Below are 12,041 nucleotides of genomic sequence, written 5' to 3'. Positions count from 1 at the left end.
GTTATCAAGGCTGTTATGTTAATTGAATAACTATAGTTCAGTCAGCGTATTCTGCCGGATTTCGCTACATTTCCATTCGGGCCTTGGTCATCTTCGTTTCAGTCAGTAAACTGCCGCAAAAAATAATGAGGATAACATTCTATGCCACGCTGTTTGCTGAGCTTCGATCAGGGAACCACCAGTAGCCGCGCCATTCTGTTTTCTACCGAAGGTCATATTCTGGCCACTGGTCAGCGCGAGTTTACTCAACATTTTCCACAGCCGGGTTGGGTCGAGCATGACCCGGAAGAAATCTGGGAAACCACCCTTGTCAGTACCCGGGAGGCACTGGCGGCTTCCGGCTGCGGGCTGAGTGATATTGTCGCGGCTGGCATTACCAATCAGCGCGAGACAACCATTGTCTGGGAACGCGCCAGCGGTAAGCCGGTATATAACGCTATTGTCTGGCAGGACCGCCGGACGTCGGCACTGTGTCAGCAGCTGAAAGAAGATGCGGCGCTCGAGCCGCGTATCGCCGAGAAAACCGGCCTGCTGCTGGACCCGTATTTTTCCGCCACCAAACTGGCCTGGATTCTGGATAACGTCGATGGCGCGCGTGAGCGGGCAGAGCGCGGCGAATTGGCGTTTGGTACGGTCGATACCTTTCTGCTCTGGCGTCTGACCGGCGGCAAAGTACACGCGACCGACGCCAGTAATGCCTCGCGCACCTTACTGTTTAATATTCATACCCAGCAATGGGACGAGGAACTGTTGCAGCTGTTCCGCATTCCGGCCGCACTGCTGCCTGAGGTTAAAGACAGCGCTGCCGATTATGGCCGTATTGATGCCAACCTGTTTGGTGCTGAGATCGCCATTGGTGGTGTTGCCGGTGATCAGCAGGCGGCGCTGGTGGGCCAGGCCTGCTTCCGTCCGGGAATGGCCAAGAGCACCTACGGTACCGGTTGTTTTATGGTGATGAACACCGGCCGCGAAGCGCTGAAGTCCACCCACCGTCTGCTGACCACCGTGGCCTACCGTATTAATGGCGAAACCACCTATGCACTGGAAGGTTCCATTTTTATGGCGGGTGCCACGATTCAGTGGATTCGCGACGGCCTGAATCTGATTTCCAGCGCCTGTGAGACGCAGTCACTGGCGGAAGCGACAGGTTACGAAAATCCGGTGTATATGGTGCCGGCCTTTACCGGTCTTGGCGCTCCGTACTGGGACCCGCAGGCGCGCGGCGCCATTATGGGGCTGACACGCGACACCGGTATTAAAGAAATCGTGACAGCAGGCTTGCAGGCCGTGTGTTATCAGACCCGTGATCTGCTTGAAGCTATGGCGCTGGATGGCGTTGAGCCAGCACAGCTGCGGGTTGATGGCGGCATGGTGGTGAATGGCTGGCTGGTGCAGTTTCTGGCCGATGTTCTGGGTATTCCTATCGCCTGCCCGAAAGTCACGGAAACCACAGCTCTGGGCGCTGCGTTTCTGGCGGGTTTGCAGGCCGGGGTTTATCAGAACCTGGATGATGTGGAAGCGTTTTGGGTACACGATCGTGCTTATGAACCCAAGCTGGAAGAAAGTCAGCGTCAGCATTTATACGATGGCTGGCTGAATGCGGTTCAGCGGGTACGCTGCGGCGCCTGAGCTGTAGCCGGGTAACAGAACTGGCGGATGTCAGTTACGCCAGTTTCTGTTACGAAGATTACGCGAATTGACATAGCCGGCGAAAAAATAGTCTCTATAATCGTGCGCTTTGTTCTCAGTGCACGGGATGCCGCCATGAGACAGCAACAACGTGACATTCTTCGCCGTCATGGGCTGGCCAGCAGTGGAGCGCTGCTGTTTACGCTGCTTTTTATGGCGGGCTTTCAACTGCGGGGGGACCCCGCGGATGCGGCTGTTCTGTATTCTGCCATTGCGGTTTATTGGTTTGGACAGGCATTACTGTTGTATTGGGTTGGTTCGGGCCGCACCCTGAATTATCAGGACCCCGGCCTGACCGCTTTCTTTATGGTCTGGGCCATTTCTTTTGTCTCCATCATTCTTTATCTGTGCAGTGATAACCGCAACGTGGTGATGCTGGGCTATCTGGCGGTGATGCCGTATGGGGTGTTCCGCCTGACCTGGCGCGGTTTTCTCGGTGTTGCGCTGTTTACCATGGCGTCTTACACCCTGGTGATGCTGGTGCTGCATCACCAGAATGCCGGTCAGTGGCAAGCCAGCCAGGAGGCTTTGTTGGGGGCTGCATTCTTTATCAGCCTGCTGGCATACAGTTTTCTTGGGCGTGAAGTGGCTTTGCTGCGTGAAGCCTACCGCCAGAAGAACCGCGAGTTGCGCCGCGCGATGGTGCGTATAGAAGAGCTGGCCATTACCGATGAACTGACCGGCTTATACAACCGCCGTTATCTGTTGCGTACGCTGGAGAAACAACGGGCTCTGGCAAATCGTGAAGGGCTGCCCTTTGTGCTGGCCTTTGTCGATATTGACCACTTTAAACAGATCAACGATCAGCATGGTCACCGTATCGGTGATCAGGTGCTGGTGGAACTGGCGCAACTGCTGCGGCTGTCGGTACGGGAGGTCGATCTTGCCGCACGTTATGGCGGTGAAGAGTTTGTGCTGCTGCTCAGTGGCCTGACGCTGGCTACTGCTGAGAGTGCGCTGAACCGTATCCGCATCGCCGTGATGGAAGAGAATTTCTCCGAGTCTTCTCTGCCGCTGACGGTATCCATCGGTGTGACGCAATATCATGCCGGTGAGGAGGGCGATGAACTGCTCAACCGTGCTGACCGTTTGTTGTATGAAGCGAAGCGTGCCGGACGTAACCGCGTGCGCACCGAAACGCTGGAGCAAACCTCAGCTCAGTCTTCCTGAGAAAAAAAAGCCCCGTCGAACCTGAAGGTCACGGGGCTTTTGAGGTGCTGTTTTTGAGGCGCTGTTCAGGCCTACAAGTTCAGGCTTACAAGAGTGAGCCTGTTATCTTTCAGTCTTCCTGACAGAGCAGGAACTCCAGCAGGGCTTTCTGTGCATGCAGACGGTTCTCCGCCTCATCCCAAACTACCGAGCGCGGGTCATCCAGTAAGTCTTCACTTACTTCCTCTCCACGATGTGCTGGCAGGCAGTGCATAAAGAGCACGTCTTTGTTGGCCAGATCCAGCAGCTCGCGTGAGACCTGATAATCACAGAATTTACGCAGGCGCTGTTCCTGTTCATCTTCCTGACCCATAGACGCCCAGACGTCCGTTGCCACCAGATCGGCACCACGTACCGCTTCTTTCGGATCACGCATCAGCGTGACACGGTCAGCGGCTTCATCAACCAGAAATTGTGACGGTTCAAAGCCTTCCGGTGTGGCAATGTTCAGTTTGAAATCAAACTGCTGCGCCGCGTTGATGTACGACTGGCACATATTGTTGCCATCGCCGATCCAGGCCACGGTTTTGCCCTGAATAGAGCCACGGTGCTCGACGTAGGTCTGGATATCGGCCAGCAGCTGACAGGGATGAAAGTCATCCGTCAGGGCATTGATTACCGGTACCTCGGAGAACGCCGCAAAGCGTTCTACGGTTTCGTGTTCGAAGGTACGGATCATGACGACATCGACCATGCGTGACAGCACGCGGGCGCTGTCTTCTACCGGCTCACCACGGCCCAGCTGGGTATCGCGCGGCGACAGGAAGATGGCATGGCCACCCAGTTGTGCCATACCGGCCTCAAAGGAAACACGGGTGCGGGTGGAGGATTTTTCAAAAATCATCCCCAGTACACGGTTTCGCAAAGGCTCGTAGATTTCTCCGCGTTTGTGCATCTGCTTCAGCTCGATGGCGCGCTGGATAAGCCAGTTCAGCTCTTCCGGAGAATGGTCTAACAGGGTTAAAAAATGTCTCACGTTAGTTCCTTATTCAAACTCAACCGAGCGCCTCAATCAGGGCGGACACGGTTTCGATGATCTGGTCAGCTTCGCTCTGTGACAGATTCAGCGGTGGCAGCAGACGCACCACATTGCCGGAGGTCACATTCAGCAGCAGACCCTGTTCCAGAGCGGTGGCCATCAGTGACGGGCAGTCCTGGTTCAGCACCAGACCGATCATCAGGCCGTGGCCACGGATTTCGAGCAGACGCTCGCTGTTGTTCAGGCGCGCACGGAAACCGTCACGCAGGTAATCGCCCATAGTGCGGGCGTGATCACACAGATTCTCTTGTTCAATGGTCTCAACGACCGCCAGTGCTGCCGCACAGGCCAGCGGGTTACCGCCATAGGTTGAGCCATGATTGCCTGGCTGCAGTACCTGAGCCGCTTTGCCCTGAGCCAGACAGGCACCAATAGGCACGCCGTTACCCAGACCTTTGGCGGTGGTTACGACATCCGGGCGGAAACCAAAGTGCTGGTAGCAGAAATAGGTGCCGGTCCGGCCGTTACCGGTTTGTACTTCGTCGAGCATCATCAGCAGCTGGTGGTCATCACACAGGGCACGTACGCCGGTCAGATAGTCGGCGCTGGCAGTCGCCAGACCGCCTTCGCCCTGTACCGGTTCCAGCATTACCGCAACGACATTCGGGTTGGCTTTGACGACGGCTTTAATGGCATCCAGATCCTGATAAGGCACACGGATAAAACCATTGAGCAGCGGGCCAAAACCTTCCTGCACCTTGGTGTTACCGGTAGCGGTCAGGGTGGCCATGGTACGGCCGTGGAAGGCCTTGGTCATAACAATGATGACGGGCTCATGGATGCCGCGGTCGTGACCGTATTTACGCGCAATTTTAATCGCCGCTTCGTTGGCTTCGGCACCGGAGTTGGAGAAAAACACGTTTTCCATACCGGAGACACGTACCAGCGCTTCAGCCAGCGCCTGCTGCTTGCTGATGCCATACAGGTTTGAGGTGTGAATCAGCTTGTCAGCCTGCTCACGGATAGCTGCCGTGACCGCCGGGTGGGCATGGCCCAGACCGCATACGGCAATACCACTGAGCGCATCCAGATAGCGTCGGCCCTGAGTATCAATAACCCAGCTGCCTTGTCCACTTTCAAACGTCACGGGTAACCGCCCGTAGGTATTCATGATGGCTTGCATATCACTCAAATCCTCTGAAACGCAAAAAGGCAGCCTTGGCTGCCCCGGAAGGGTCAGCATCATACGAAAGGGCCGTAACTTTGTAAATGTTGCCCGATTGAGAGGTGAATACCCACTCTGGCTGAGCATTTTGGCCAATCGCCTGCGGCGTTGTGATCATTGTCAGTGCCGGGGGAGCTGAGTAGGGTGAAGGCTTCTCTTTTTAATGAAAGGTCGCCGTATGGAGCAGTATCTGCAAAGCACCCGCTATTTTGACGCAGCCAATCCGCAGGTTGTGGCACAGGCGCGCGCGCTGGCTGGTGATGCATCTGATCCGCTGGAGATTGCCCGCCGCCTGTATCTTGGGGTGCGCGATGGTGTGCGCTACAACCCTTATACCTTCAGTGATGATCCGCAGAGTTTCAGCGGCAGTCATTGTCTGGCCGCGGGCCAGTCATACTGTATTCCCAAGGCGGTATTGCTCGGCACTATGGCGCGGGCGCTGGGTATTCCTTCCCGGCTGGGATTAGCGGATGTGCGCAATCACCTGTCCTCCCCACAATTACTGGCGTTTCTGCGTTCCGATGTATTTGTTATGCATGGCTATATCGAGCTGTGGCTGAATGAGCGCTGGGTAAAAGCGACACCGGCCTTCAATAAAGCGTTGTGTGAGCGTATGGGCGTGGGCGTGCTGGAGTTCGATGGCGAGCAGGATTCGGTGTTTCAGCCGTTTGATGAACAGGGCCGGGCGCATATGGAATATCTGAACGATCATGGCACCTTTGCTGATGTACCGGTTGATTTTATTGTCGCTCAGGTTGCAGCGGCTTATCCGCATCTGGTGAAAACCGCCGATTTTGCCGAGCGCTCACTGGAAGGGGACATGACCGCGCCTGTGAGTTGAATCGGTCAGAACCCCTGATCGTCGCCACAAAAATCCTTTGCTGGCTGGCGGCCACCGTACTTCGCAGAATGTGACTATTTACGGAGGCTGGTATGCAGAAACTGAACAAGGGGCGGAGCTGGTTGTATATAACAGCCGTGCTTTGGGGACTGAGTGGCACTCTATGTGTTGCTGAAGAACCGGCAGAGGACACTGATGAGCCGGTAGCGGCAACGGTGGATGACGGTGATGAAGCGTATCGCCGTGAGATTCAGCAGGAATGTGAATCTCAGGCGACGTCAATGGAGCTGGAAGGGTCCGACCGGGCCGATTACGTACGTTTATGTCTGCAGCAATACGGCCTGTAAACCGTGGTCAGCCGCGTCCGCGGGTACGGGTGCGGTTAGCGCGGGCATTTTTCTCGATAAAGATCATGATCTTGGCGGCCACGTCGATACCGGTCGCTTCTTCAATGCCCTGAATGCCGGGAGATGAGTTCACTTCCATCACCACCGGGCCATGGTTGGAGCGCAGAATATCCACACCGGCAACGTTCAGGCCCATGGTGCGTGCGGCGCGCACCGCGGTGGCACGTTCTTCCGGGGTAATACGGATTAAAGAAGCGCTGCCGCCACGGTGCAGGTTAGAGCGGAATTCGCCTTCCTGCGCCTGACGTTTCATGGCGGCCACGACTTTATCGCCCACCACAAAACAGCGGATATCAGCACCGCCGGCTTCTTTAATGTATTCCTGCACCATGATGTTGGCTTTTAACCCCATAAAAGCCTCAATCACGCTTTCGGCGGCTTTGCGTGTTTCCGCCAGTACCACGCCGATGCCCTGAGTACCTTCCAGCAGTTTGATCACCAGTGGGGCGCCACCGACCATACGGATCAGATCGGGAATATCATCCGGGCTGTGGGCAAAACCGGTAACCGGCAGACCAATGCCTTTACGCGCCATTAACTGCATAGAGCGCAGCTTGTCGCGTGAGCGGCTGATGGCGACGGATTCGTTCAGCGGATAGACGCCCATCATCTCAAACTGGCGCAGCACTGCGGTGCCGTAAAAGGTAATGGAAGCACCGATACGCGGGATAACAGCATCAAAATCATCCAGCTCGTGGCCCTGATAATGAATGCTGGAATCCAGACTGTTGATATTCATATAGCAGTGCAGGGTATCCAGAACACTGACTTCATGTCCGCGCGCTTCGCCGGCTTCCACCAGACGACGGGTGGAGTAGAGGTTGGCGTCACGCGACAGAATAGCAATTTTCATAGGAAATCGGTTCCTGGATACTGGCGTTCGACATCGACCAGAAAACGCCCGCTGATGGCCCGGCGGCCAATCAGCATGGGGTATTTCATGCTGCCGCGGTGGCTGAGGCTGAGTTCGATGGTCCAGGTTTTCCCGGCAGCAAAAAGCTGAGTTTTAATAATGTAGCGATGGCTGCGCTGGCCATTGGAGCTGGCGATCACACGACGGTCGACCACCTCGGCTTCACAGATCTGATCCAGGGTTGCGGTGTCGTTATCAAACAACACATGGAAGCGAACCCAGGATTTTCCGTCCCGTTTAAAGGGCTCAATGCGTTCAGCATGCAGGCTGCTGGTGCAGGCCCCGGTATCGACCTTGGCCAGACACTGAATGCCAAAGTCGGGGAGAGAGACTTGTTCTATGTAGCCGAGTACAGGCTTAATCATCGCTGTCTATGCTGTCCGAGCCGGTTTCAGCCACAGCAGCGGAAGAAGCCGTGAAGTAGATCTGCTTACGGCGTAATGCATTGAGGTAAATGGCCCAGGTTTTCTCGACATCAGAGGCTGGCTTCTCGTTACCGTGACAGGTGGCAACAAAGCGCTCTTCTTCGTCATTCTGTGGCGCGCGGCTGCCTTCGTGCAGCGCTTTCATGGCCACACCTTTTGTTTCCAGAATCTGCGCCTGAATACGGGTGAAATCCCCTGAACGCTGGAAACCACGTGGAAAATTGCGGTCGTCAAAGAACTTTTTATCGCAGTCAAAACTCTTCACTTGGCTATTGTCCATTCTGCACCTACTATCCCGATGAGGTAATTTTGGGCGGAGTATGGTCAGCCATGATTCGTCGGTAAAACAAAAAAAACTTATCGTAACGAAAATTTTCTTTGGTCGATATGGACACAGAACTGCTTAAAACTTTTATGGAAGTCTCACGTACCCGGCACTTCGGACGGGCGGCAGAAAACCTGTATCTGACGCAGTCTGCCGTCAGCTTCCGGGTACGCCAGCTGGAAGGACTTCTGGGGGTGGAACTGTTCTCCCGCCAGCGCAATAACATTCAGCTGACCCCGGCAGGTGAAAAACTCATGCCATTGGCTGAAAGCAGCGTTCTGCTGGAACAGCGTATCCGCCAGGAAGTGGCGATGGCGGATGGCAAAAGCCAGCAGATGTCACTCGGAGCGACCCCGAATCTGTGGGATGCCTTTCTGCAGGAGCAACTGCGCCTGTTTATGAGCAGCTCTCCGGGGATTGCCCTGAATGCCATGGCGCACAGCAGTGGCAATCTGGTGCGGCAGATTATTGAACGCACACTGGATCTGGCCTTTGTCTTTGATGCTCCCAAAGTGGACGAACTGACCACCATTGAAGTGATGAACATCCCTCTGTATCTGGTTTCCGCTGAACCTTGTGACAGCTGGCAGGATGCATTGGCGCAGGATTATGTGCTGGTGGACTGGGGAACGTCGTTTCAGATTCAGCACGCGCAGGAGTTCAAAGGGGCAAAACCACCGGTATTACAAACCAACACCGGACGGATTGCGCTGGATTGTATTCTCAGTAATGGCGGCTCAGCGTATTTGCCGTCCAGCCTGATTCAGCCGTACCTCGACAGCGGGCAAATGCATGTTGTGCCCGATGCGCCGGTCATCAACCGTACGGTTTATGCCAGCTTTCATGCCAGCAGTGGCCGTGAAGAGCTGATTAATAAAGTGATCGAACAGATTGCAACCAATGTCACTGCCGCGGCTGCACTGGCATCGCCACAGGGGGAATCCCGATGAGTATCCGTTGCCAGGCATGGGTTATGACACAGACCGGTGGGCCTGAGGTTATACAGAAAGCTGAGATTGAATTACCTGAACCGGGCATCGGCCAGGTGCTGATTCGTGTGGTGGCTGCCGGTTTCAATCCGGTGGATACCAAAATCCGCGCCGGGCTTGCGGCCATTGCGCCACAGTCTGGTGTGCTGGGCTGTGATGTCAGCGGTTATATAGAAGCAACAGGTGAAGGCGTCAGTGCATTTTCTCCGGGCGATGCTGTTTATGGCTGCGCCGGCGGGGTTAAAGGACATCATGGTGCGCTGGCCGAATATATGGTCGCCGACGCTGATTTGCTGGCCCCTGCTCCTCATAATCTGCCGCTGGAAGACTGCGCTGGTCTGCCTGTTGCTGCGATTACGGCTTACAACGCAGTACAGCGCCTGCAGCTTCAGGCCGGAGAGCGCTTGTTTGTGGTGGGAGCTTCCGGTGCGGTTGGTCTGATGATGACGCAGATTGCGCATCAGTTGGGTGCGCTGGTTGAAGGTTCGGCCGGCAGTCGTGAACGTATCGCTCAGGTTGAAGCCTTTGGTGGCCGTGGCTGGCTGCATTCCCAGTGTAGTGAGCTGGTTGCGCAGGGGGAGAGTTTCGCCAGAGTGCTGGACACCTTTGGTGGTGCGGGTCTGCAAACCGCTCTTGAACTGGCAGCACCTTATGCGCAGGTGGCGACGATCAATGCCCGTAATCAGTACGATTTATCCCAGGCGCATGCCAAAGCGCTGACTCTGCATGCTGTTTTTATGCTGTTGCCACTGTTGCGGCAGGAAAATATGGCGGCCCATGGGGAGTGCCTGCGTACGCTGACAACCGGCATTGAAGCCGGTGAGCTTAAAGGCCTGCCTGTGCAGCGTTTTGCTATGTCTGAAGTGGCACAGATTCATGCCCGTTATGAAGCCGGAGAATTACCGTTTAAGGCGGTGATGCTGCCCGACTTCTGAGTCATACAGGAGTCAGGCATAAAGAACATCTACCGGGGGTCAGTCGATCCCCAGCCATTTGTGCGTCTGCAGGCTCAGCTTCCATTGCGGGTGGGCAAGACAATATTCAACGGTCTTGCGCATATTGTTGACGGACAGCCCTTCCTTTGCCCCTTCATTCTTATCCGTTGCCAGAATCATGGCCTGATAATCGGCCATCGGCTGCAGATAGAAATGCCGCGCATTAAAAGAAGCAAAGCGTTCCGGCAGGGCTTTGCTCTGCGGATAGACCAGCTTCAGCTCATCACACGCGGTAATAACAATCCCGGCATCGGCTTTGGGGCTCAGACAAAGCCAGTCGATGCCTGCAGGCGCAGGCAGAGTGCCGTTGGTTTCAACACCGACTTCAAAGCCCGCATTGTGCAGTGCTTCTATTAAAGGTACGTCGAGTTGCAGCAAAGGTTCACCGCCGGTGCAGACCACATAAGGAATGCCCTGAGCGGGGTCTGGCCACTGGCTGCTGATCAGGCTGACCAGCTCCGCTGCACTGTAGATTCCGCCATTGTCACCATCGGTGCCGATAAAATCGGTATCGCAGAAATCGCACACGGCGTCAGCACGGGAATCTTCGCGCCCATTCCACAGATTGCATTTACTGAAGCGACAAAACACAGAAGGGCGTCCGGCCTGTGCGCCTTCGCCCTGCAGTGTGTAAAAAACTTCCTTAACGCGGTAGCGGTCGGCCATCAGCTGTTCTCGTAAGCCAGTGGGTCGATGGCATGGTTATGGGCAAAGGCTTCCAGGCGTTCAACGCAGGAGCCGCACTTGCCGCAGGCTTTCTCGCGACCGTTGTAGCAGGTCCAGGACTTACCATAATCCAGCCCCATCTTCAGACCGTCGGCGAGGATCTCTGTTTTGTCGCTGTTCAGGTACGGAGTGACGATATCAACCGGCTCGTAGTTGGCCAGCTTGGCGACCTTATTCATGGCGTGAACAAAGTCAGGGCGGCAATCCGGGTAAATCGCGTGGTCACCGGAATGCGCTCCGTAAAATACTTTGCTGGCACCAATATCCACGGCGTAACCAATGGCCAGCGACAGCAGAATCATATTGCGGTTCGGCACCACCGTGGATTTCATATTGGCTGCTTCATAGTGGCCTTCCGGGATTTCGATATCAGACGTCAGAGAGGAACTCTGCAGCAGTTGGTTGATTGCGGTGATATCAATGATGCGGTGGTTGATTTCCAGTTCTTCACACACGCGGGTGGCAAAAGCGATTTCCTTGCGGTGCTTCTGGCCGTAATCAAAGGTAAGAGCATAGAGCTCGTAACCTTCTGCTTTGGCTTTATTAAGAATGGTAAAGGAATCCATACCACCGGAATAAATAACAACGGCTTTCTCGGCCATAACTAACCTCTTTCTTAAAAAGATACTGGAACAGATAAACAGTCCGAACCAGGGAGCCGGGTGGCTCCGGGAATTAAGCGGGCAAGTATACGTGCTTTATATAGAAGGGGGAAAAGAGAGGGCGGGAGGTTCCTGTAATTTTTTTTCAGAAAGCTGTTGACCGCCAGCAGGATCTCTCTATAATGCGCCCCTCTCGACCGCTATGGTGTGTTGAGAAGATTGAAAAAGCTTTATTTTCAATGACTTACAAGATTCTAACGGATCGTAAGTTACTGAAAAATTCTCGAAAAAGGTGTTGATTTCGGTCAGTAAGAGCGTAGAATGCGCCACCTGCTTTGAGAGTGACCCGAAAGGGTTGTTTGAAGCTAAGTTAAGTGATTGATTTTAAAAGAAATTTTGAAAATTAACGCTTGACACAATCTGAGGGTGCTGTAAAATGCGCCGCCTGGCTCGGGAAGCGAAAGCGGAAAGATCCAGAAAGTTAAGCGGTTGAAAAGATTCAAAAAATCGCTTGACACCAAGAGCTGCTTCTATAGAATACGCAGCCCGCTTTGAGAGAAACGAAGCGACGTTCTTTAAAAATTCAAGCATTAAGTAATTCGTGTGGGTGCTTACTGGGACGCTCTGGAGACAAAGCATTATCAAGTAAGAACTCGTCGATAATTCATTTATGAAGCAAAGACAGTTTTATTCTTGAGCAAGATTTAGATTGGATA

At 54.5% G+C, this 12,041-nt stretch carries 13 protein-coding genes; 6 read left to right on the top strand and 7 right to left on the bottom strand.

The window, feature by feature from the left end; all coding sequences use genetic code 11:
* The first annotated feature begins 141 nt into the window (after positions 1-141).
* Positions 142-1,629, top strand: a complete 1,488-nt coding sequence (glpK, locus tag LGT44_RS01970; protein WP_230330566.1) for a glycerol kinase GlpK — start codon at positions 142-144, stop codon at positions 1,627-1,629.
* Positions 1,630-1,764: 135 nt separating this feature from the next.
* Entirely contained in the window at positions 1,765-2,859 is a 1,095-nt protein-coding gene (locus LGT44_RS01965) for a GGDEF domain-containing protein (RefSeq protein ID WP_230330567.1), read from the top strand.
* A 109-nt stretch (positions 2,860-2,968) separates the two neighbouring features.
* Here the strand turns inward: LGT44_RS01965 and argF are convergent, their stop codons facing one another.
* Positions 2,969-3,874 carry an ornithine carbamoyltransferase gene (gene argF, locus LGT44_RS01960; RefSeq protein WP_230330568.1) on the bottom strand — a complete coding sequence of 302 codons (906 nt, stop codon included), beginning with the start codon at positions 3,872-3,874 and terminating at the stop codon, positions 2,969-2,971.
* 19 nt (positions 3,875-3,893) lie between these two features.
* Positions 3,894-5,060: an aspartate aminotransferase family protein gene (locus LGT44_RS01955; RefSeq protein ID WP_230330569.1), complete on the bottom strand. Its 1,167-nt coding sequence runs from the start codon at positions 5,058-5,060 to the stop codon at positions 3,894-3,896.
* A 205-nt stretch (positions 5,061-5,265) separates the two neighbouring features.
* Between LGT44_RS01955 and LGT44_RS01950 the strand changes: the two genes are divergently transcribed.
* Together LGT44_RS01950 and LGT44_RS01945 are read left to right on the top strand one after the other, a co-directional pair.
* Positions 5,266-5,943: a transglutaminase-like domain-containing protein gene (locus tag LGT44_RS01950; RefSeq protein ID WP_225693548.1), complete on the top strand. Its 678-nt coding sequence runs from the start codon at positions 5,266-5,268 to the stop codon at positions 5,941-5,943.
* Between the two features lie 92 nt (positions 5,944-6,035).
* On the top strand, positions 6,036-6,290 hold the full coding sequence (locus LGT44_RS01945; RefSeq protein WP_225693550.1) for a hypothetical protein: 255 nt from the start codon (positions 6,036-6,038) through the stop codon (positions 6,288-6,290).
* 7 nt (positions 6,291-6,297) lie between these two features.
* Here the strand turns inward: LGT44_RS01945 and rimK are convergent, their stop codons facing one another.
* From rimK to maoP, 3 genes are read right to left on the bottom strand one after another with little or no spacing between them, the layout of a single operon-like run.
* On the bottom strand, positions 6,298-7,203 hold the full coding sequence (gene rimK, locus LGT44_RS01940; RefSeq protein WP_145465749.1) for a 30S ribosomal protein S6--L-glutamate ligase: 906 nt from the start codon (positions 7,201-7,203) through the stop codon (positions 6,298-6,300).
* Positions 7,200-7,628 carry an ATP-dependent zinc protease family protein gene (locus LGT44_RS01935; protein WP_230330570.1) on the bottom strand — a complete coding sequence of 143 codons (429 nt, stop codon included), beginning with the start codon at positions 7,626-7,628 and terminating at the stop codon, positions 7,200-7,202. Before LGT44_RS01935 ends, rimK begins: the two co-directional genes overlap by 4 nt.
* Positions 7,621-7,968, bottom strand: a complete 348-nt coding sequence (maoP, locus tag LGT44_RS01930; RefSeq protein ID WP_145465747.1) for a DUF413 domain-containing protein — start codon at positions 7,966-7,968, stop codon at positions 7,621-7,623. The genes LGT44_RS01935 and maoP overlap by 8 nt, the downstream gene beginning before the upstream one ends.
* Before the next feature lie 107 nt (positions 7,969-8,075).
* Between maoP and hdfR the strand changes: the two genes are divergently transcribed.
* Together hdfR and LGT44_RS01920 are read left to right on the top strand one after the other, a co-directional pair.
* A complete protein-coding gene (gene hdfR / locus LGT44_RS01925; RefSeq protein ID WP_145466726.1) occupies positions 8,076-8,963 on the top strand; it encodes an HTH-type transcriptional regulator HdfR in 888 nt (295 codons plus the stop codon).
* A gap of 23 nt (positions 8,964-8,986) precedes the next feature.
* Positions 8,987-9,937, top strand: coding sequence for an alcohol dehydrogenase catalytic domain-containing protein (locus LGT44_RS01920; protein WP_230330571.1), 951 nt, complete (start codon positions 8,987-8,989; stop codon positions 9,935-9,937).
* 39 nt (positions 9,938-9,976) lie between these two features.
* Here LGT44_RS01920 and queE read toward each other — a convergent pair whose 3' ends face one another.
* Complete coding sequence (queE, locus tag LGT44_RS01915) at positions 9,977-10,663, bottom strand: 7-carboxy-7-deazaguanine synthase (protein WP_230330572.1); 687 nt, start codon at positions 10,661-10,663, stop codon at positions 9,977-9,979.
* Entirely contained in the window at positions 10,663-11,349 is a 687-nt protein-coding gene (queC, locus tag LGT44_RS01910) for a 7-cyano-7-deazaguanine synthase QueC (protein WP_328296331.1), read from the bottom strand. Before queC ends, queE begins: the two co-directional genes overlap by 1 nt.
* Positions 11,350-12,041: the final 692 nt, after the last annotated feature.

It is taken from the genome of Thalassolituus alkanivorans (assembly GCF_020447205.1).
Classification (GTDB): domain Bacteria; phylum Pseudomonadota; class Gammaproteobacteria; order Pseudomonadales; family Oceanobacteraceae; genus Venatoribacter; species Venatoribacter alkanivorans.
This window is presented reverse-complemented; position numbering and strand designations above follow the sequence as displayed.

What these genes read in the sequence shown, in the direction of transcription:
- glpK (WP_230330566.1), top strand. Translation starts at nt 142, where the DNA reads ATGCCACGCTGTTTGCTGAGCTTCGATCAGGGAACCACCAGTAGCCGC.
- LGT44_RS01965 (WP_230330567.1), top strand. Translation starts at nt 1,765, where the DNA reads ATGAGACAGCAACAACGTGACATTCTTCGCCGTCATGGGCTGGCCAGC.
- LGT44_RS01955 (WP_230330569.1), bottom strand. Translation starts at nt 5,060, where the DNA reads ATGCAAGCCATCATGAATACCTACGGGCGGTTACCCGTGACGTTTGAA.
- LGT44_RS01950 (WP_225693548.1), top strand. Translation starts at nt 5,266, where the DNA reads ATGAAAGGTCGCCGTATGGAGCAGTATCTGCAAAGCACCCGCTATTTT.
- LGT44_RS01945 (WP_225693550.1), top strand. Translation starts at nt 6,036, where the DNA reads ATGCAGAAACTGAACAAGGGGCGGAGCTGGTTGTATATAACAGCCGTG.
- rimK (WP_145465749.1), bottom strand. Translation starts at nt 7,203, where the DNA reads ATGAAAATTGCTATTCTGTCGCGTGACGCCAACCTCTACTCCACCCGT.
- LGT44_RS01935 (WP_230330570.1), bottom strand. Translation starts at nt 7,628, where the DNA reads ATGATTAAGCCTGTACTCGGCTACATAGAACAAGTCTCTCTCCCCGAC.
- maoP (WP_145465747.1), bottom strand. Translation starts at nt 7,968, where the DNA reads ATGGACAATAGCCAAGTGAAGAGTTTTGACTGCGATAAAAAGTTCTTT.
- hdfR (WP_145466726.1), top strand. Translation starts at nt 8,076, where the DNA reads ATGGACACAGAACTGCTTAAAACTTTTATGGAAGTCTCACGTACCCGG.
- LGT44_RS01920 (WP_230330571.1), top strand. Translation starts at nt 8,987, where the DNA reads ATGACACAGACCGGTGGGCCTGAGGTTATACAGAAAGCTGAGATTGAA.
- queE (WP_230330572.1), bottom strand. Translation starts at nt 10,663, where the DNA reads ATGGCCGACCGCTACCGCGTTAAGGAAGTTTTTTACACACTGCAGGGC.